Consider the following 20,185-nt stretch of genomic DNA (forward strand, 5'->3'; position numbering starts at 1 on the left):
CAGGTCACTTCGGCCGTTTGGATCGAGGGGCCGGCTTCATTCCCCTCCCCGGAAGAGGGCCCGGCCCGTTTGTAGCCCGTCGACTGCTGGTCGGCAGGCTACCGGCGCATCATGGCCGTGCCAAGGCATGTGTTCTGCTCACCTCCGGGGTGCACGCCTGCGCCTCCCCGGACGGCACCCAGCACCTCACCGAGCCCCCGAACCCGCCCACCTCTGCCACCCCCTCCGTGGCGGTCGGCACGAGGTGAGCGAGATCACCAAGAGCGGCCGTCGATGCACCACCCCGGCGAACGTGACCCGTGACGCTCGTTTGACGCTTCAGGCGCCCGAGGGCCTTCCAGTTGAGGCGAAAACTGCCCCTGACCTGCGGCGATGCCCAGTCCTTCGTCTGCTGACATCTTTCCGATGACGGAACAGTCGCTGGTCAGGCGGGGGTGTCGTGATCCATGCACATAAAGGTTTTAGGGCCGCTTTTTCTCGGGGCCACCGAGGAAGGAGTGAGCTGCGCGCCAAGCGCGCCGAAACCGCGCCAGTTGCTTGCCCTGTTGGCGTTGAATGCCAACCAGTTCGTCACCACCACCACGTGCATCGACGAGCTCTGGGCGGCGGAGCCACCCCGTAGCGCCGTAACCACCGTTACGCACCTACGTCATGCAGATACGCCGCGCCCTGCACCAGGCCGAAATCGGGGAAGAGCCGTCGGGCGGTATCCTGCGCACCCGACAGCGCGGGTATCAGCTGTTCCTCGGGCGGACCAGTCTCGACCTGTTCAGGTTCGTCGACCAGGTGGGCGAGGGCAAGCGTGCGCTGCTGCTCGGGGACCACTGCCGTGGAGCAGAGACTCTGCGCAACGCTCTTGCGGTGTGGCAGGGGCCACCACTCGCCGACGTGCAGGCCGGCCCTCTCATAACTGCCCACCAGGCGCGGCTACAAGAAATCCGGTTCAACTGCCTTGAACTGCGGATCGAGGCCGAACTCCGTCTTGGCCTGCACAGCGAACTGATCAGCGAACTCATCGGTCTGGCCGCCGAGTTCCCGACTCGCGAGAACCTGCATGCCCAGCTGATGCTGGCCCTCTTCAGATCGGGGCGCCAGGCCCAGGCGCTCGATGTCTACCGGCAGCTGCGCACGGTGCTCTCTGAGGAACTCGGCATCGAACCGTCCAGGCGTCTCCGGCAGTTGCACGACGCCGTACTGCTGGCGGACCCTGCCCTCGATGCGCCCCGCTCGCTCTCGGGTGCGCTACCGCAGACTCTCGACCTGGTTGGCAGCTGCCCGGGTTGACACCATGCACCCACCACCTTCGCCGTGCAGCCGCCCCAGCATCTCGTAGGCGTGCGCCGCCGAGACCAGCGTGACGTGATGGTGCCAGCCCCGGAACGAACGTCCCTCGAAGTGGCGCAGGCCGGACTGCTCGCCGAGGCGCTGCAGGGCCCGGCTGGCCTGGGGCCACAACGCCAGCAGCTCGAGTACCTCGGAGAACCGGACGCTCTCGACATTGGTGATCCACGCCGACTCGACATTGTTTGACTCCGCACCCCACTCCACCACGACCTTCTGGTTGCGGTGCGAGAAGCCGACGCCCCGCACTCCGCACGTTGCCACGGAGCCCGGCAGCAGCACGGTGCTGTAGCGAGAGCCACGGGCCCGGCCGTCCGCCAGTGCTGGGCCGGCCCCCGGGAGCCCCCCACACGGGCCAGTCTCTCTCCCACCGTGACCGCCTCATCCGAGGTCAGCCCCGCCACCGGGGTGGAAGAGCTGACACGGACGACGTACGGCAGCCCACGGCTCTCCAGACCCCGGATCAGTGAGACCGCCGACGGGCTGCGGCTCGCGTCCACGACGACGGGCAGCGGCTTCGCCCGCCAGCCGACAGTCATCTCGTCGAGTGCGTCGAACAGATGCTGCCAGCGCGAGCGGTACCGCTCATGGCATGGCACCCGGCTGCGGGACCGGCGGTCGTGGTCGGCATCCCAGGAACGCGGAAGCAACAGCCGCCAGTTGACCGGCGCCGCGTCGGCCGGACCGGCTGCCATCACCACCAGTCCTAGCTGGCAGTTGAGCACCCGGCCCAGCGTCTGGGAGAACTGCTGGTCCACCCCGACCGAGCTGCGCCCGCTCTTCGGGAGCACGGCCTCCTCTACCACCCAGGCCCGGGGTGCGAGCGCCGCGCTGACCTCCTGGGCGACGCGTTCGCGCACCGGCTGCCAGTCCCAGGAGCTCTGGTTGACGAACTGCTGGAGGCTCTGGTCGGCGCGCCGCCCCAACAGGGTTTCGGAGATTCGGCGCACCGACTTCCGGCCTGGCACCTCCACCAGTCCGCGCACATAGACCTCACCCCAGCGACGCTGGTCGAGGCGGGCCATGGAGGCGAACACGGAGGCACAGAACTGAGACAGATCGTCGCTCGAAGTCAGCACACGTCCAGACTGCTTGGCCCAGATTGAAGTCGCGTGGAAGCGATGTCGAGGCCGCGTGCACCCCGTTGCCCACTACTGCGTGGCGGGGACGGCGTCCTGCTCCGCGCCCTTCACCTCGCCGGCTCCCGTGCCGCCTCGCAGCCCGGGGGCCAGCAGCAGGGTCGCGGCCAGCGAGGCGGCCGCCGTCGCCACCATGCCAGTGGCTGGCGACGTCAGCTCGGCCACCGAGCCGGCGACCGCCGCCCCCACGCCCTGCATGGTGAGCATCCCGGACGTGTGCAGCCCCAGCGCCTGCCCGCTCAGCTCCTCGGGCGTCAGCGCCATCAGCCGGTCCTGCAGCAGCAGCCCGGCCGCGTAACCGAATGTGCCGACCGAGACCAGCACCACCGCAACCGGCAGCCCGGGGTCCAGCGCGAAGAACAGATACGGGGCGGCGAGCAAGACGCACAGCGGAACGGCCAGCCGGTGCCGCCACCGCGCCGGCAGGAAGCGGCCCACGAGCGCGTCCCCGACCAACATGCTGCCGGCACCGAAGGCGAAGAGCAGACCGGCGTTCCCGGGCGAGTACGGGACGTAAAGCGACTCCACCCCGACGATCAAGCCGTTGGGTACCCACAGCGCGAGATAGACGTACCGGCGGGGCACCGAGGACCAGAGACGCGCGTTGGTCCGCCAGGTTTCCGCGACCGACGGTCTGCCGGTGACCCGCGGCGGCCGACGGCTGAGCCCCAACCGCGCCACCACGGCCGCCAGCAGGTAGAGGGCGGCGGCCGCGAGCAACGTGCCACGCGCCGAGAGGACCGTCACCAGCACGCCACCGAGCGCGAAACCGCAGATCTGGATGATTCCGACCGACATGTTGAGGAGGGACCGCCCGAGCAGGTAACCGTCGCGGGTCAGGACCTCGTTGAGCAGCCCGTAGCGCACCCCGCCGCTGACCGACCCGACGACGCCGAGCCCCAGCAGCACCACGAAGACCGCCCAGACCGGCAGCCCGGGGATCGCCTGCAGGGCCGTGCCCAGGCCGAAGAGCAACGTGAGCCCTGTCATGGCGGCGCGCGGCGGCAGCCGGTCCGCACCAGACAGCACGGTGGCCGCCCCGACCATCTGGGCGAGCGCGGGACCGAACATGGCCAGTGAGGACAGCAGCGCCGAGTCCGTTTGCTTGAACACCAGGATGCCCAGGGCCAGCCCGCTCACCGTCTGGGCCGCTGTCTGCCCGGCCGAGGCCAGAAAAAGCGGGGTGAATTCCCTGGTGCGGAAGACGTCTTGATACGTACGCATGGCGGAGAGTCTTTCCGGCATGATCAGCGCGGCGTTAGCTTTTCGCGGGGAGGCGAAACCAATGAGTTGGTGGCAGGTCAATGCGGACACGCTCGCAGGGAGCCGGTTCGTCACCTCGCCGCTGGCCGAGGCTGTCGCCTGCCTGAAGACCCTCCAATGCGGCAGCGCGGCCCACGTCGGCGAGCGTCAGTGGCTCGAAGCTCACCTCCCCGGCTACCGGGACCACTTGGCCGGCGACCCCGTCACCGCCTCCCTCGTCGGCGCCGCGCTGGGACACCGCTGGAACGCGACCTTCCTGACCCCCACGCCCCTCGCCGAGGACGACCCCACGTTCGCCCAGGAACTGGAACACATCCGCAGCACCCCGCCCGCCATCGCGCGCGCCGACCTGGCGGAATCCTTGAACGGCTCGCTGCCGGCCATGCTGTACCGCGACGACCTGGCACAGCGCGCCGCCGACCTGCTGGAATGGGTGTGGACCAAGACCGTCCAGCCCTACTGGCCGCGCCGCAAGCGGATCATCGAGGCCGACATCGTCGCCCGTACCGCCCGGCTCGGCCTGAGCGGCTGGGAGAAGGATTCGGCCTGCGCGGGCGCCGTACGGCATGTCCCTGTCTGCCGTGAGTTGGCGGCGATCCTGAAAGCGGAGACCATCCGGCGCGATCTCCGGCCTGATGACGCGATATTCGTTCTCGACGATGGACGACCGCTGACCGCCCAGGTCTACCGGAAGGCTTGGCGGCAAGCGCGGGCGGCGGTTCTGCAAGCGCATGAAATCGCCTCGCCGCTCGGTAGGCATGTCTCGGCTCTCCGTGACGCACGCATCGCGGCGTGGCTGAAGAACGGCGACCAGACGGCGGCGCACACCCTTGCGGTGGCCAAATGCGCAGGAATGAGCGCTCCTCGCCTTGCCGAACGCTTCGCGCACTGTCTTCGCATGCCGACACGGGACGAAATCCCTTGGGACCGACTCGAAGCTGCCTTGGCCCTTCCTGACCCGCCGATTGAGCCGATTCCGACCGCGCGGCGGCGGTAGCGCTACTCCGGGTCGCGGCTCGTCCGCGGCTCTTCCCTGTCTCACGACAGGCAATGGCTGGGCGGAGTACTCGTTTCCGCCCAGCCGGGCTCCCCTTTCCCGTACCCAGAGAACCTGGGCCGCCTCGCAGCTGCCCACCGCCTCCTGGCCTGACAACCGAGCCGACCGCGACGGTGCGCCGCCCAGTAGCGCCGCCGTGCCGAGCTGCGGAATGTCCGCGAAATCTCCTGCTGCCACACCACAGCCGATTGATGGGCGGAGAACCGGTTCTCCGCCCACACGGGCCCAACCTCTCCCGCACCCGCAGAAATTCCTACTTGACTGTACGACCGCTGCTTCCTTCTTCGGTTGCGCCCGCTCCCGGGAGCGCCGCAAGCGCCGCATTCCTGAACGTCAAGGACACCGCCGAGTACCTCGGCCTGTCACCCCGCACCCTCTACGTATGGCGGCATCGACGGCAGGGTCCGCCGAGCTTCCGCATGGGCCACCGCGGCCGCGTCATGTACCGGCGGGAAGCCCTCGATGCCTGGATCCGTGAACAGGAGCAGGCCGATTCCCGCACCAACCCGGCGCTGAACCCGCTGAGCGCAGCTCCGGACCAGCGGTACGGCCGCCCCAGCGCCTGACGCGTCGTACGCCGTTGAGTGCCGTTTCCACCCCCAATGAATGAGAGTTGCTTGGCCGGCTACATAGAAGACCGCTGGATCAAGAAGAAGAAGGACCCGGTCACCGGGAAACGAGAACGAACCGCTCGCTACGGCAAGGGAAAGCGGTACAAGGTCGCCGGTATACCCGGGGTCCGGGACCGTTCCTTCGACACCCTGGAGGACGTCAAGGCGTGGCTTCGGCGGACAGCCACGGACGAAGAGCGCGGCGAGTTCGTGGACCCGCGTGACGGATCCATCACGTTGGCCGACTACATCTCTATTCACTGGGCGCCAGGCCGAGGTGGTGTTCCGAAGACTCGGGACAACCAGGAACGGAGAGTGCGCCTTCACATCGTTCCTCATCTGGGTGAGCTCGCACTCAGGAACATCACGGCGGCGGATTTGCGCGCGTACATAGCGAAGTTGGAGGCCAGTGTCTCCTCAGTTGACTATAGGCGCGGAATCCTGTCCGAACTTTCCTCCATTCTGGAGGCGGCCGTCGATGATAAGCGGCTCGCCAGGAACCCCATGGACGCGAAGTCCGTGCGGTGGCCCAAGGCGTCACAAGAGCGACGCGAGGCTTGGCCGTTGGAGACGGCGCTGCGAGTCCGTGACGCGATCAGCCCGCCAAACCGGATAGCCGTCATAGTCGGCCTGGGCTGCGGGCTGCGTCAGGGCGAGGTGTTCGGATTGAGCCCGGAGGACATCGACTACGCGCGAGGTGTGCTCCACGTCCGCCGCCAAATTCAGGCGATCAGGGGAAGGTTGTACTTCGCCCTGCCGAAGGGAGCCAAGACCCGTACCGTCGACATGCCCCCTTCGGTGGCCGAGGAACTGAAGCGTCATGTCGACGCCTTCCCGCCAGTGGAGGTGGAGCTTCCGTGGGGGAAGCTGGAGGGGCAGGGGAGGAAGTTCTCCCTGTTGCTCACCACTCGATTCGGCAATGCCGTCGCGGTGAACACGTGGAACACCTACACCTGGAAACCCGCGTTGGCGAAGGTCGGCGTCATCCCGCCGCGTGCCAAGGGGGCGAAGCCCTGGCAGTGGGCGGCGGCCCCGAAGGACGGGTTCCACGTGCTGCGGCACACCTATGCCTCGATCATGCTGGAGGCCGGAGAGTCTGTCGTGACCTTGGCGCGGTGGCTCGGGCACTCCTCGCCCGCGATCACCCTCGGTTACTATGCTCACTTCATGCCGGAGGCCGGAAGCAAGGGGCGCACCGCCATCGACGGACTGCTCGGGAAGCAGGGAGAACTGCATGCCGTGCGAAACTCCCCAGTTTCTCCCCAGGGCCGTTGACGGGCGATGTCCGCTGCTGCACCCGTCCGAAGTCGATCGTGGATTGCAAGGCTGAAGAGATGGGTGGCCTGGGAAAGTGCTTGCAGAAGTGACAGCGACCCGCTATGTCACGCCCTTGCGTGAGGGCGGGTCGCTCCCGGGGATCGTCGAGGCCGATGACCTCGGTACCTACATCATGAAGTTCACCGGCGCCGGACAGGGGCGCAAGACGCTCATCGCCGAGATCATCTGCGGGCAGCTGGGCCGCCGGCTCGGGCTGCGGGTGCCCGAGCTGGTGCGGATGCAGCTCGACCCCGTCATCGGGCTTGGCGAACCCGACCAGGAGGTCCAGGAGCTGCTGAAGGCCAGCGGCGGGCTCAATCTGGGCATGGACTATCTCCCCGGATCGCTGGGCTTCGATCCGCTGGCCTTCGAGGTGACGCCCCGCGAGGCGGGCCGCGTGGTGTGGTTCGACGCGCTGATCAACAACGTCGACCGGTCCTGGCGCAACCCCAATCTGCTGGTCTGGCACGGCGAACTGTGGCTGATCGACCACGGTGCGGCGATGATCTGGCACCACAACTGGCCGAGTGCGCAGAAGGCTTCGGCCCGGCCGTACAACGCCTCCGACCATGTGCTGGCCACGTTCGGTCCGGATCTCGCCGCGGCGGCGGAGGAGTTCGCCCCGCAGATCACGGAGGAGCTGCTGACCGGGATCGCGGCCGAGGTGCCGGACGAATGGCTGGCCGACGAGCCGGGTTTCGCCTCCCCGGAGGCGCTGCGCCAGGCGTACGTGTCCACGCTGCTGGCTCGCGCCCGGACCATCGGTGACCACATCACCCTGGGGGAACCGACCAAGGACAAGCCCTCGCAGGCACCGGAATGGCTGGCCGGACGGCTGGCACGGAGGGCAGTGAAGTGACCGGTCTGCACAACGGACGCGACGTCTTCGAATACGCCCTGCTGAAGGTCGTGCCCCGGGTCGAGCGCGGAGAGATGATCAATGCCGGGGTGGTCGTGTACTGCCACGCCCGGCGCTTCGTCGAGGCCCGGACCCATCTGGACGAGGCCCGGCTGCTGGCCCTGGACCCCACCACCGACGTGGCCGGGGTGCGCGCCGCGCTCGGTGCCGTCGAGGGCATCTGCGCGGGCGGCGAACGGGCCGGGCAGGCGGCGGGGGACGACGCGGGGCGCCGGTTCCGGTGGCTGGTGGCGCCGCGCAGCACCATCGTCCAGCCGGGGCCGGTGCACACCGGACTGACCGCCGATCCCACGGCCGAGGCGGCGCGGCTGCTGGAACTGCTGGTGCGCTGAGGAATCGCGGGTGCGCCGAGGGCGCCCGGTTCCGCCGTCGGGCGGGCCGGGCGCTCTGTCGTGCGGCGCGATTCCACCGGGTCCCGGGCCGCCGCGCGGTGAGGTGGGCAACGGCGCAGTGGTGGGGCGTTGACAGCGCCCTGCCGGGCTTCTAGCGTCAGCCCTGCTCAGGCTACTAAGCGGTTGCTCACCCAGGGATCGGTGGGGCGGGCCGCTTGTCGAGGTTTCTAGGGTGAGGAGAACCCCATGTCCACCACCGAGCAGCGTGTCGCCATCGTGACGGGCGCGGCCCGCGGCATCGGCGCGGCCACCGCCGTACGTCTGGCCGCCGAGGGCCGCGCCGTCGCCGTACTCGACCTCGACGAGGCGGCGTGCAAGGACACCGTGGAGAAGATCACCGCGGCCGGCGGCAAGGCCATCGCGGTCGGCTGCGACGTCTCCGACGCGGAGCAGGTCGACGCGGCGGTCGCGCGGGTCGCCTCCGAGCTCGGTGCGCCGACCGTCCTCGTCAACAACGCCGGTGTGCTTCGGGACAACCTGCTGTTCAAGATGAGCGAGACCGACTGGGACACCGTCATGAACGTGCATCTGCGCGGTGCGTTCCTGATGTCCCGCGCCTGCCAGAAGCACATGGTGGACGCCAAGTTCGGCCGGATCGTCAATCTCTCCTCCAGCTCGGCGCTCGGCAACCGCGGCCAGGCCAACTACTCGGCGGCGAAGGCCGGTCTGCAGGGCCTCACCAAGACCCTCGCCATCGAGCTCGGCAAGTTCGGGGTCACCGCCAACGCCGTCGCCCCCGGATTCATCGTCACCGACATGACGGCTGCCACCGCCGAGCGCGTGGGGATGGGCTTCGAGGAGTTCCAGGCCGCGGCCGCCACGCAGATCCCCGTGCAGCGCGTCGGCCGGCCCGAGGACATCTCCAACGCCATCGCCTTCTTCACCGGCGAGGCGGCCGGCTTCGTCTCCGGCCAGGTCCTGTACGTCGCCGGCGGCCCGCTCAACTGACCGCCCCACCGACTTCAGGAGTCTGGACATGACCGAGCAGAACAGCGGCCTGCCCGAGCCCTCCGGCAAGGTGGCGCTGGTCACCGGAGCCAGCCGCGGCATCGGCTACGGCATCGCGGAGGCCCTGGTCGCCCGCGGTGACCGGGTCGTCATCACCGGCCGCAACGAGGACGCCCTCAAGGAAGCCGCCGAGAAGCTGGGCGCCGACCGGGTGCTCGGCGTCGCCGGCAAGGCACATGACGAGGCCCATCAGGCCGTGGCCGTCGAGCGCGCCATGGAGACCTTCGGCCGCGTCGACTACCTCGTCAACAACGCCGGGACGAACCCGGTGTTCGGCCCCATCGCCGACCTCGACCTGGGCGTCGCCCGCAAGGTGTTCGAGACCAACGTCGTCTCGGCGCTCGGCTTCGCGCAGCGCACCTGGCACGCCTGGCAGAAGGACAACGGCGGCGCGATCGTCAACATCGCGTCCGTCGCCGGCCTCAACGCCTCGCCCTTCGTCGGCGCGTACGGCGTGAGCAAGGCCGCGATGATCAACCTGACGCAGCAGCTCGCCCACGAGTTCGCACCGGTTGCCCGGGTCAACTCCATCGCGCCCGCGGTGATCAAGACCAAGTTCGCCGCCGCGCTGTACGAGAACCGTGAGGAGGAGGCGGCGGCCGGCTACCCCATGGCGCGGCTGGGCGTCCCGGAGGACATCGGCGGGGCCGCGGCCTTCCTGCTCTCCGACGCGGCCGGCTGGATCACCGGCCAGAACCTGGTCGTCGACGGCGGTCTCTTCCTCAACGCCGGGGTGTGACGGCGTCGGGGTCTGAACGCCGGGGATGACGGCATCGGGCCGGGCCCGGGGGCCCCGCCCCGGTGTGCGCTCCGAGGAGATCCGAGGAGGATCCGTGGTGCCGGTCCCTTGCAGGGGCCGGCACCACGCGTGTCGGCGGACCGGCAGAGGAGGCATGGGACCCTGACCGGGGACACCGGCACCTGAGGGCGATCGGCCCGCGGACCGCGTTGTCAGTGGCCGCCGGTAGGTTCGGTGCCGAAGAACGTAACGCACACCGGAGGTTGTTGACGTGGTGACCGACATGCTGCCCGAGTCCTGGCGCGAGGTCCTCGGCGAGGAGTGGGAGAAGCCCTATGTCAAGGAGCTCTCCGACTTCGTCGAGCGGGAGCGGGCCAACGGTCCGGTCTACCCGCCCCGCGAGCAGGTCTTCGCGGCGCTGGAGGCGACCCCTTACGACCAGGTGAAGGTGCTCATCCTGGGCCAGGACCCGTACCACGGCGCGGGCCAGGGCCATGGTCTGTGCTTCTCCGTGCAGCCCGGCGTCAAGACACCGCCGTCGCTGCGCAACATCTACAAGGAGATGCAGGAGGAGCTGGGTCACCCCGTTCCGGACAACGGCTATCTGATGCCCTGGGCCCAGCAGGGGGTGCTGCTGCTGAACGCCGTCCTCACGGTCCGCGAGGCCGAAGCCAATTCGCACAAGGGCAAGGGCTGGGAGAAGGTCACCGACGCGGTGATCCGCGCGGTCGCCTCCCGTCCGGAGCCGGCGGTCTTCGTGCTGTGGGGGAATTACGCCAAGAAGAAGCTGCCGCTGATCGACGCGGAGCGGCATGCCGTGGTGCAGGGCGCGCACCCCTCCCCGCTCTCGGCGAAGAGGTTCTTCGGCTCCCGTCCCTTCACCCAGATCAATGCGGCGGTCGCCGCGCAGGGCCATGCGCCGATCGACTGGCGCATCCCCGACCTGGGCTGAGTCACCGGGCCGGTCCGGCAGCGGCAGGGACCGGCCGCCGCCCGGGCGCGTCGCGCACGCCGCGCGCAGGTCCCGTCCGGCGGTTAGCGTCGAGGCAACGACATTGGTGGTGGTGAACCGACCGGGAGTGCGCGGTGATGGAGCAGCGGCGGCAGGCTACGCCCGAGGACGGCGTGCTGACCCGGATCGGCCAGGCGATCATGTTGCACCGCGCCGGCGACCGGGAAGAGGCACGCAACCGCCTCTCGGCCCTGTGGCACGAGATCGGGCCCCAGGGCGACGCCTTCCACCGCTGCACCCTCGCCCACTACATGGCCGATACCCAGGACGACCCCCGGGACGAACTCGACTGGGACCTCAGGGCCCTGGAGGCGGCCGAGGGCTTCGTCACCGAGCGGCCCGCGGGCACCGCCGCCGCGCCCGTGGAGTCGAAGGTCGCCGACGGCCCCGGACCCCGTCACCCCCTCGTCGCGCTCCGGGCGTTCTTCCCCTCCCTCCATCTCAATATCGCGGCCGACTACGCCGCCCTCGACCGTCCGGCCGATGCCCGTGCCCAACTGCGGCGGGCGCGGGCATCGGTCAACGCCCTCGCCGACGGCGAATACCGCCAGGGCCTGCGGGACGCGATCGACCGGCTCCAGCTGCGGATCGACCGGGCGGCGGGGCACACTCCGTAGGGCTCCCGCATCCGGGACGGCGAGTCCTCCGCCGCCGCAGGGCACGCGCGATGCCGTCGCAGGGCAGGCCTACGGACACCGTCACCGCCACCGCACCCGGCACCGGCCGCCGCGCACCGCCCGGCTGCCGCGCACCGGCCGCCCGCCGCCGCCTGCCGCCCGCCTCGCGCCCGGTGCCGGGGCTGCGCGGCCTCGACGGGATCGCCGGCCGGCGGCCGCGGGCCGGCACGTATGCTGCCGGCACGCCAGGCACCAGGAACGCGGCACAACCCAGGGAGCGCGAGTGAAGGTCGGCTGCATCGGACTCGGCGACATCGCCCAGAAGGCGTACCTCCCGGTCCTGGGCACACAACCGGGTCTCGAACTGCATCTGTACACCCGTACCCCGGCCACCCTCCAACGCGTCGGCGACACCCTCCGGCTGCCCGGCGCGCAACTCCACACCGACCTGGACGCACTGCTCGCCACCGGCCTGGACGCGGCCTTCGTGCATGCCGCCACCGCCGCGCACCCCGAGCTCGTGACCCGGCTGCTCGAAGCCGGCGTGCCGACGTATGTCGACAAGCCGCTCTCCTACGAGCTCGCCGTCTCCCAGCGCCTGGTCGCGCTCGCCGAGGACCGCGGCGTGGGCCTCACCGTCGGCTTCAACCGCCGCTTCGCGCCCGCCTACACCCAGTGCCGCGAGCACGCCCGCGAGCTGATCCTGATGCAGAAGAACCGCATCGGCCTGCCCGAGGATCCGCGCACGCTGGTGCTGGACGACTTCATCCATGTCGTCGACACCCTGCGGTTTCTGGTCCCCGGCGAGGTCGACCACATCGATGTGCGCGCCAGGATCCGGGAGGGGCTGATGCAGCACGTGGTGCTCCAGCTGTCCGGCGACGGCTTCACCGCTCTGGGCATCATGAACCGCCTCAGCGGTTCGGCGGAGGAGGTCCTCGACGTCTCCGGGCAGGACACCAGGCGTCAGGTCGTCAATCTCGCCGAGGTCATCGACCACAAGGGACAGCCGAGCATCCGGCGCCGCGGCGACTGGGTGCCGGTCGCCCGCCAGCGCGGCATCGAGCAGATCGTGCTGGCGTTCCTGGACGACGTACGGGCCGGCCGGCAGCCGTCCGCCCGGGACGCGCTGCGCACCCACGAACTGTGCGAACGGGTGATCAGCGACGCCCTCGCGCAGGCCGCCTGCTGACCGCGCGCAGCCCCGCGTACCCGCCGGCGAGCACCAGGGCGCCCACCGCCCCGTACACCGCCCAGTCACCGAACCGGGTGTACGGGCTGGTGCCCTCGGCCAACGGCAGGTCGTAGACGGCCGCCGCGCTGCGGTCGGTGCCCAGCCGCGCGCCGATCTGCTCGCCGCGCGGGCCGTACACCGCGCTGATGCCGGTGAGCGTGGCGTGCACCATCGGCCGCCAGTTCTCCGCGGCGCGCAGCGCGGCCAGCGAGGAGTGCTGTGCGGGCGCCCAGCTGTGCTGGAAGGTCGAGGTCGAGGACTGGGCGACCAGCACCCGTGCGCCGTCCCGCGTCAGATGACGGCTCATGTCGGGGAACGCGGACTCGAAGCACACCAGCGGCCCGACGCGCAGCCCGCCCGCCGTGGCCACCGGCAGCAGGACCTGACGGGTGCCGCGCAGCCGGTCGGTGGTGGCCGCCTTGCCCACCCGGGTCGCCCAGCCCAGCACCGGCCGGAAGGGTATGTACTCGCCGAAGGGCACCAGCCGCATCTTGGCGTAGCGGTCACCGGTCGGCCCGTCCGGTCCGATCAGTACCGCGCTCTTGTAGATGCCGGCCCGGCCGGCGTGCGGGGAGTCGGCGTTGACCAGCAGCTCGGCACCGGTCTGCCGGGAGAGCGCGGCGAGGCGGGCGGCGAGCGCCGGGCGGTCCGCCGGGTCCTCGTAGAGGCTGCTCTCCCCCCAGATGACCAGCCGTACCCCGCGGCCCGCCAGCGACCGGGTGAGTGCCTCGCTCCGGGCCAGCCGCGCCGACGGGGTGCCGGTCGGGCCGGGCTGGACGACCGCGAACCGCACCGTGCCGGCGGCGCGGGGGACCGGTGCCCAGAGCCACGCCGCGGTGCCCGCCAGCGCGCACACCAGCAGCCCCGAGACAGCCGGCAGCCAGGCCGTGGGGCGGGCGATCAGCTCCGCCACCGCGGTGTTCACCGCCACGATCAGCAGGCTCAGCAGCCATACCCCGCCGATCGACGCCAGCCGCAGCGCGGGCGGCACCTGCCACTGCCCGGCGCCCAGCAGTCCCCAGGGACCGCCCAAGTACTCCCAGGAGCGGACCAGTTCGACCATCAGCCAGCCCGAGGGCACCAGCACCAGCGCGGCGGCGTACCGCCCGCCCGTCGCCGGCCGCCCCGCGCCGCGCGCCGTTCCGTCCCCTCCGGGCGCGCCGCCCAGCAGTGCGCGCACCAGCAGCCCCCACGGCGCCCACAGCGCCCCGAGCAGCAGGGCGAGAAGGAGGATGAAGACGTGCAGGCTCGGCAGCAGCCATTGGTGGACGGCGAGCATGAAGCCGGTGCCGCCCAGCCAGCCGTCCAGCGCCGCCTGCCGGTACGTCGGTGCCGACCGCACCAGCAGCAGCCAGGGGACCAGCGCGACATACGCCAGCCACCACCACGACGGCGCGGGAAAGGTGAGGGCCGGCACCGCGCCGGCGAGGGCGGCGGCCAGCCCCCGTACCCAAGCGGAGCCGGGCCACCGCGACCGGTGGCCGAGCACTCCGTCCATGCCGCCTCCCTCGTCCCGGTGTCCGCGGGCCGGACGGCCAGTGTGCGCGGGCGGGCGGATCAAGAAAAGGGGGTGTCGCCGCAACGGCCGATTCCGGTCCGGGACGGTCAGTGACCGAGCGGGCGCACCTGCCGCCACTTCTCGTGGACCACGACCCCGGTCAGTCGCCAGCCGTCGGGAGTACGGCGGGCGGTGAAGTCGTAGCGGCCGCCGCAGGTGTAATTGGGGGCGGTCGGGTCGTCGTCGTCCTCGTCGTCCGCGGCGGGGCCCGCGAGCCGCATCGGGTTGAGGTAGTCGGCCTGGATCGTGGCGGTGTCGCCGGGCTCACCGTCCGGCCGCTTGAGGTCGATACGGCGGTTGACGATCAGGTGCTGCCGCATCGCGAACTGCCGCAGCATCTCGGCCAGCCAGGCGGCGATGTCCTCGGTGCCGGCCTCGATGCCGCCCGCCGAGCGGTAGTCGGCCCGTCCGTCCGGGGTGAACAGGGCCATATAGCCGGGCCAGTCGCCGTCGTCCACGGCGCGGGCATAGCCGTTGATCAGATCGTCGAGAGCCAGGCGGTCCATGACCGTGGAGTGTTCCGCGCGCTGCGTCATCGCCTCAGTTTTCGGCATGGCGCGGGCCCCCGCCAACAGGCGGGGGCCCAGGGCGTGTCCGCCTCCGTGTCCCGCCTCAGTTCGCCAGCGCCGACTCCGGCAGCAGATCCGGCCCCGCGTCCGGGCGGCCGGGCTCCTCACCGGCCGCCCCCCGGCGGTCCTCCGAGTCGGTGAACTGGGTCCGGTACAGCTCCGCGTACCGCCCGTCGTCCGCCAGCAGGCTCTCGTGCGTCCCGCGCTCGACGATCCGCCCGCCCTCGACGACCAGGATCATGTCCGCGGCCCGTACGGTCGACAGCCGGTGGGCGATGACCAGGGCGGTACGGCCGTCGAGCGCCTCGGTGAGGGCTTCCTGCACGGCCGCCTCTGAGGTGTTGTCCAGATGGGCGGTGGCCTCGTCCAGGATCACGACCCGGGGGTGGGCGAGCAGCAGCCGGGCGATGGTCAGCCGCTGCCGTTCGCCCCCGGAGAGACGGTAGCCGCGCTCGCCGACGACGGTGTCCAGACCGTCGGGGAGCTGGGCGATCAGGTCCTCCAGACGGGCCCGGCGCAGGGCGTCCCACAGCTCGGTCTCGGTCGCCGCCGGCCTGGCCAGCAGCAGGTTCGCGCGGATCGAGTCATGGAAGAGGTGCCCGTCCTGAGTGACCATCCCCAGGACGTCGCGCAGTGAGGCCGCCGTCAGATCGCGGACATCCACCCCGGACAGCCGGACCGCGCCGGCATCGGCGTCGTACAGCCGCGGCAGCAGCTGCGCCACGGTCGACTTGCCGGCGCCCGAGGAGCCGACCAGGGCGACCATCTGGCCCGGTTCGGCGCGGAAGGAGATGCCGTGCAGGACCTCTTCGCCGCCGCGGGTGTCGAGCGCGGCGACCTCCTCCAGGGAGGCCAGCGAGACCTTGTCGGCGGACGGGTAGGAGAAGCGGACGGCGTCGAACTCCACCGACACCGGGCCGTCGGGCACCGCGCGGGCGTCCGGCTTCTCGGTGATCAGCGGCTTCAGGTCGAGCACCTCGAAGACCCGCTCGAAGCTGACCAGCGCGCTCATCACCTCGATGTGGGCGCCGGACAGTGCGGTCAGCGGGGCGTAGAGCCGGGTGAGCAGCAGGGCGAGCGAGACGATCGCACCGGCCTCCAGCTGTCCGTGCAGGGCGAGGAACCCGCCCAGTCCGTAGACCACGGCCAGCGCCAGGGCGGAGACCAGGGTGAGGGCGGTGACGAAGTACGTCTGGACCATCGCCGAACGGACCCCGATGTCGCGCACCCGGCGGGCCCGGGTGGCGAATTCGGCGGACTCGTGGGCCGGCCGGCCCATCAGCTTGACGAGGGTGGCGCCGGGCGCGGAGAACCGCTCGGTCATCTGGGTGCCCATCGCCGCGTTGTGATCCGCCCCCTCCCGGCGCAGGGCCGCCAGCCGCCGGCCGACCCGGCGGGCAGGCAGCACGAACACCGGCAGCAGCACCAGCGCGATCAGGGTGATCTGCCAGGACAGGCCGAGCATCACCACGAGGGTGAGCAGCAGCGTCACGATATTGCTGACGACCCCGGACAGGGTGTCGCTGAACGCCCGCTGGGCGCCGATCACATCGTTGTTCAGACGGCTGACCAGGGCGCCGGTGCGGGTGCGGGTGAAGAACGCGACGGGCATCCGCTGCACGTGGTCGTACACGGCCGTCCGCAGATCGAGGATCAGCCCCTCACCGATGCTCGCCGACAGCCAGCGGGTCAGCAGCCCCAGCCCCGCCTCCGCGACCGCGATCAGGGCGATCAGCCCGGACAGGCCGACGACCACGCCCGACGGGTCGCCGCTCACGATCGCGTCCACCACCCGGCCCGCGAGCAGCGGGGTGGCCACCGCGAGCATCGCGGTCACCGTGCTCAGGGCGAGGAACCACAGCAGCCGGCGGCGGTGCGGGCGGGCGAACGCCGCGATGCGGCGCAGGGTGCCACGGGAGAAACGGCGCCGGCCCTGCTGGGCGGTCATCGTGCTGTGCAACGCATGCCAGGCGGTGACTTCCATGTCCATCGTGGCCTCCAAGCTGTCGGGATCGTCACGGGATCGCCGTGCGCGACCGGCGACATGAGAGAACCTAGAACCTCAAGCAATGTTGAGGTCAACTTGATTCCCTTGCGCTCACCCGCAAGGACCGCTGCCGGCCACCCACGCCCGCCGAAACCGGCCCCCTCCTCCGTGAACGGGCCGACGGTGTCGGCAGGTGACGCGGCCCGTCAGGGGCAGCAGGTGACGGGCTCCGTCAGAGCGGGCGTTCCCAGACCGTGAGGGCCTCGGGGGCGGCCGGGACGCTGACCGTCAGCCGCACCGCCGGGCGGCCGTCGGGGAGCATGGCGAGGGCGTCCACGAGGACCTCGATGCGGGCCGGGCGGGCCGCGGCGGGCACCAACGGGGCCGCTTCGGCCAGCGCCTTGGTCAGCGCCGCCAGCAGCTCCCGGCCGCCCTCGTCGTCGAGGCGTGCCTCGACCGGGCCCACGAACTGCACCGACGGCCGGCTGCCGAGTGCGGAGGTGGCGGCGTCGGCCTCCCGCAGCACGCGGCTACGGAGCCCGGGCACCGCGGCCGGCCCCTGCTGCAGCGCGATGATCGCCGACCTGATCTCCTGGATCGTCGCGTCCAGCTCGTCGACGGCCCGGCCGACCCCCTCCGCCACCTCCGGCAGCTGCGCCTTGCGCCGGACGGTCTCCAGCAGCATTCCGGTGGCGAACAGCCGCTGGATGACCAGATCGTGCAGATCGCGGGCGATGCGGTCGCGGTCCTCGAAGACGGCGAGCTGTTCGCGGTCGCGGTGCCGGTCGGCGAGGACGAGGGCCACCGCGGCCTGAGCGGCGAACTGCGTCCCCAGGGTCCGCTCGGTGTGGCTGAATCGGCGCTCGCCGGGCTCGCGGCACAGCGCGAGGGCGCCCAGCACCCGCCCACTGCTGCGCAGCGGCAGCAGCATCATCGGGCCGTAGTGGCGCGAGAGCGGGGAGATCGAACGGGGATCGCCGCCGAAGTCGTCGGAGAACACCGCGAGCCCGGCGCGTATCTGGTGCACGGAGGGGCTCTGCGGCGGGATCCTGGCGTGCTCGGACTCGGCCCGTACCGCCTCGGACAGCACGGTGGAGATCGCCACGATCTCCATACCGCCCTCGGGGTGCGGCATCAGCACCGCGCCGGTGGCCGCGTCGGCCAGGTCCCGGCCCTGCTCCGCGACGACGGCCAGGGCGTTGGGGGTCGTCGAGCGGGTGTCGGGCTCGGCCAGCAGGGCCGTGGTCACGGAGGCCGTCCCGTCGATCCAGCGTCTTCGCTGCCGGGCGGCCGCGTGCGTCCGGGCATTGCTCAAGGCGATGCCCGCTTGGGTGGCCAGCACCCGCACCAGGTGCAGATCCCCGTCGCCGAACCCCCCGCCGCTGTCCTTCCCCGTCACGCGCAGCGTGCCGGACAGCTTTCCCTGCACCCGTATGGGCACCTCCAGAAAGGCTCCGGCGGGCTGCTCGGTGGCGGGGGAGGGGCCGTGGGTGATCAGCTCGCCGGGGCCGTCGCCGTCCTCGTCGGGAAGGCTGACCGCGGCATGGCGCGCTCCGGTCAGCGCGGCGGCGTTCTCGGCGATGCGGTCCAGCGCACGGCGCAGATCATGATCGGAACCGACCGTCACCATCGCTTCCAGGAGCTGCGGAAGACGCGAGATCGGCCCGCCCGCCAGCGCGCGCAAGCTCCGCGCGGTGCGGTCGGGGAAATTTCCCGCGGGGTCCGACGGCTTCAGGGCACACCTCTCACTTTCCGGCCGTTCGGACAGTCTAATTCGGTCGAAAGTGTGTTACCCATGGAAAGCGGACGCTTTCTCCGGTTTGGCCGGGATACCGCCTGACCTGCGGGTGCTCCATGCCGTCCAGGTCTCCGGGCGATCGGCGGCGTGGGCGATCGAGCAGTCCGTCCCGGTCTGTGGTGTACGGGTCCGGCGGAGGCGCGGCCCGTGGGCGCTTATCCCGGCCACACCCGTCAGGGGCGACTTTGAGACAACCTGGAGCTGAGTCGTGCGCCGGGACTTGAGGCCCCCGGGCGGCGGGTAAGCCGTAGTCAACTACGGACACAGCTGCAGAAACGCAGGCGCACAACCGACACACCACCAACGACCCGGCAACGGGCCGACCCGCCCGGATTGCGCCGGGCGCCCCCCACACGTTCCGAACATCTCCGCCGCAGACGCGTGGCCATATCCCGCGCCTCGGCATGAAAGTGGGCCGGGCCGATGGATGAAGGTCAGTACTACCCGAGACTCGTGGGACCCAGCCGCTCGGCGAGCGGCACCACCCTTCTCGAAATCCGCGGTGAGCTGGACATCCTCGCCGTGTCGGTGCTGTCCGACCGGCTGGACGACATCACCGGTGCTCAGGGCGTCGATCTCGTGCTGGACGTGCGCGCGGTGACCTTCATCGACTGCGCCGGACTGTCCCTGCTCAGCCGCGCCCGCCAGCGCGCCCGGCAGCGGGGCGGCAGGCTACGGCTGGCCGGAGCCACCGGCGACGGGAGCGTCGCGCGGCTGCTGCGCATGACCGGGCTGACCGGCAGCTTCGAACTCGTCCCTCACGACGGCGCCATGGATGCCGTTGCCGAGGCCACCGGGCCGGCCGGGGTCACGGACGGCGCCGGCAGCGCCGTCGCCTGACGCGCCCGGGCGCCGCCGGCCCGCCCCGGCATCAGGCCGGAAGGGCCGCCTCGATGGCGCCGACCAGCTCCTCGGCCTCCGGCTCGGTGCGCGGACGGAAGCGGCCCGCGACCTCACCCCCGGCATCGATCAGGAACTTCTCGAAGTTCCACTGGACGTCACCGGCCGCGCCCTCGGCATCCTCGGTGGCGGTCAGCTCCGCATACAGCGGGTGCCGGTCCGCGCCGTTGACGTCGGTCTTCTCGAACAGCGGGAAACTCACGCCGTACGTCGCCGAGCAGAACGTGGCGATCTCCTCCGCGGTGCCCGGTTCCTGGCCCGCGAACTGGTTGCTGGGGAAGCCCAGCACGGTGAAACCACGGTCCCCGTAGCGCTGCTGCAGCCGCTCCAGGCCCGCATACTGCGGGGTCAGCCCGCACTTGGACGCCACGTTCACCACGAGCAGGGCCTTGCCCCGGTAGTCGGCGAGGGAAGCGGGTTCACCGGTCAGGGTGCGCAGCGGGATGTCGTACAGGGTCACGGTCATGCTCCTCGTTACGGGTCCGCGGACAGGGACGTCCTTCCTGTGTCCCAACAGCGGCGCCCGCCCTGATCTTCCCCGGATCGTCGACCGGCCAGGACACGACCGGCCGGAGCTCCCCCGAGCGCCACTCCTTGAGCAGCTGGTCGAAGATCGGCGTTTCCCCCTCGGCCGGGTGCCGTGTCTGAGGGGCCGGACCCGTGGCACCCGAGGCTGCTGAGCAAGAAGCGGCCGACGGACCGTCCGCCCGGGCGCGAACGTATC

The 20,185-nt window shown here is 70.9% G+C and carries 19 protein-coding genes; 12 read left to right on the plus strand and 7 right to left on the minus strand.

The features are described from left to right. The first annotated feature begins 651 nt into the window (after positions 1-651). Entirely contained in the window at positions 652-1,284 is a 633-nt protein-coding gene (locus EST92_RS16450) for an AfsR/SARP family transcriptional regulator (protein ID WP_254068852.1), read from the plus strand. On the opposite strand, the gene EST92_RS31630 is transcribed toward EST92_RS16450, so the two are convergent. Both EST92_RS31630 and EST92_RS16465 read right to left on the minus strand, forming a co-directional pair. Further along, positions 1,243-1,605, minus strand: coding sequence for a hypothetical protein (locus EST92_RS31630; protein ID WP_129281683.1), 363 nt, complete (start codon positions 1,603-1,605; stop codon positions 1,243-1,245). The genes EST92_RS16450 and EST92_RS31630 overlap by 42 nt on opposite strands. Before the next feature lie 887 nt (positions 1,606-2,492). Then, on the minus strand, positions 2,493-3,704 hold the full coding sequence (locus tag EST92_RS16465; RefSeq protein ID WP_129281684.1) for an MFS transporter: 1,212 nt from the start codon (positions 3,702-3,704) through the stop codon (positions 2,493-2,495). A gap of 61 nt (positions 3,705-3,765) precedes the next feature. Between EST92_RS16465 and EST92_RS31795 the strand changes: the two genes are divergently transcribed. The 10 genes from EST92_RS31795 (at position 3,766) to EST92_RS16515 (ending at position 12,607) form a co-directional block, all read left to right on the plus strand. After that, positions 3,766-4,740: a hypothetical protein gene (locus tag EST92_RS31795; RefSeq protein WP_254068856.1), complete on the plus strand. Its 975-nt coding sequence runs from the start codon at positions 3,766-3,768 to the stop codon at positions 4,738-4,740. Positions 4,741-5,057: 317 nt separating this feature from the next. Further along, a complete protein-coding gene (locus EST92_RS16475) occupies positions 5,058-5,366 on the plus strand; it encodes a helix-turn-helix domain-containing protein (protein ID WP_254068853.1) in 309 nt (102 codons plus the stop codon). A gap of 51 nt (positions 5,367-5,417) precedes the next feature. Next, a complete protein-coding gene (locus tag EST92_RS16480) occupies positions 5,418-6,686 on the plus strand; it encodes a site-specific integrase (protein ID WP_254068854.1) in 1,269 nt (422 codons plus the stop codon). Positions 6,687-6,762: 76 nt separating this feature from the next. Beyond that, positions 6,763-7,587: a HipA family kinase gene (locus EST92_RS16485; protein WP_129281687.1), complete on the plus strand. Its 825-nt coding sequence runs from the start codon at positions 6,763-6,765 to the stop codon at positions 7,585-7,587. Continuing rightward, positions 7,548-7,979 carry a DUF3037 domain-containing protein gene (locus EST92_RS16490; protein ID WP_254068855.1) on the plus strand — a complete coding sequence of 144 codons (432 nt, stop codon included), beginning with the start codon at positions 7,548-7,550 and terminating at the stop codon, positions 7,977-7,979. The genes EST92_RS16485 and EST92_RS16490 overlap by 40 nt, the downstream gene beginning before the upstream one ends. Before the next feature lie 246 nt (positions 7,980-8,225). Next, complete coding sequence (gene fabG / locus EST92_RS16495) at positions 8,226-8,987, plus strand: 3-oxoacyl-ACP reductase FabG (protein ID WP_129281689.1); 762 nt, start codon at positions 8,226-8,228, stop codon at positions 8,985-8,987. Between the two features lie 28 nt (positions 8,988-9,015). After that, positions 9,016-9,786 carry an SDR family oxidoreductase gene (locus tag EST92_RS16500; protein ID WP_129281690.1) on the plus strand — a complete coding sequence of 257 codons (771 nt, stop codon included), beginning with the start codon at positions 9,016-9,018 and terminating at the stop codon, positions 9,784-9,786. 283 nt (positions 9,787-10,069) lie between these two features. Then, positions 10,070-10,738, plus strand: coding sequence for a uracil-DNA glycosylase (locus EST92_RS16505; RefSeq protein WP_129281698.1), 669 nt, complete (start codon positions 10,070-10,072; stop codon positions 10,736-10,738). 137 nt (positions 10,739-10,875) lie between these two features. Next, on the plus strand, positions 10,876-11,415 hold the full coding sequence (locus EST92_RS16510) for a hypothetical protein (RefSeq protein ID WP_129281691.1): 540 nt from the start codon (positions 10,876-10,878) through the stop codon (positions 11,413-11,415). A gap of 283 nt (positions 11,416-11,698) precedes the next feature. Next, the gene (locus EST92_RS16515; protein ID WP_129281692.1) at positions 11,699-12,607 is read left to right on the plus strand and encodes a Gfo/Idh/MocA family oxidoreductase; all 909 of its coding nucleotides are present in this window, start codon (positions 11,699-11,701) and stop codon (positions 12,605-12,607) included. On the opposite strand, the gene lnt is transcribed toward EST92_RS16515, so the two are convergent. From lnt to EST92_RS16535, 4 genes are all read right to left on the minus strand, one after another. Beyond that, on the minus strand, positions 12,576-14,147 hold the full coding sequence (gene lnt / locus EST92_RS16520) for an apolipoprotein N-acyltransferase (RefSeq protein ID WP_129281693.1): 1,572 nt from the start codon (positions 14,145-14,147) through the stop codon (positions 12,576-12,578). The genes EST92_RS16515 and lnt overlap by 32 nt on opposite strands. A gap of 107 nt (positions 14,148-14,254) precedes the next feature. Further along, positions 14,255-14,743 (minus strand): nuclear transport factor 2 family protein, encoded by a 489-nt coding sequence (locus EST92_RS16525; RefSeq protein WP_129281694.1) that lies wholly within the window; start codon positions 14,741-14,743, stop codon positions 14,255-14,257. A gap of 76 nt (positions 14,744-14,819) precedes the next feature. After that, positions 14,820-16,766, minus strand: coding sequence for an ABC transporter ATP-binding protein (locus tag EST92_RS16530; RefSeq protein ID WP_129281695.1), 1,947 nt, complete (start codon positions 16,764-16,766; stop codon positions 14,820-14,822). Positions 16,767-16,995: 229 nt separating this feature from the next. Next, complete coding sequence (locus EST92_RS16535) at positions 16,996-18,447, minus strand: GAF domain-containing protein (protein ID WP_129281696.1); 1,452 nt, start codon at positions 18,445-18,447, stop codon at positions 16,996-16,998. A gap of 567 nt (positions 18,448-19,014) precedes the next feature. Here EST92_RS16535 and EST92_RS16540 point away from each other — a divergent pair. After that, complete coding sequence (locus tag EST92_RS16540; RefSeq protein WP_129281697.1) at positions 19,015-19,401, plus strand: STAS domain-containing protein; 387 nt, start codon at positions 19,015-19,017, stop codon at positions 19,399-19,401. A 31-nt stretch (positions 19,402-19,432) separates the two neighbouring features. Here the strand turns inward: EST92_RS16540 and EST92_RS16545 are convergent, their stop codons facing one another. Then, complete coding sequence (locus EST92_RS16545) at positions 19,433-19,921, minus strand: glutathione peroxidase (protein ID WP_129281699.1); 489 nt, start codon at positions 19,919-19,921, stop codon at positions 19,433-19,435. Positions 19,922-20,185 lie beyond the last annotated feature (264 nt).

The organism is Streptomyces sp. TM32 (assembly GCF_004122755.1).
Classification (GTDB): domain Bacteria; phylum Actinomycetota; class Actinomycetes; order Streptomycetales; family Streptomycetaceae; genus Streptomyces; species Streptomyces sioyaensis.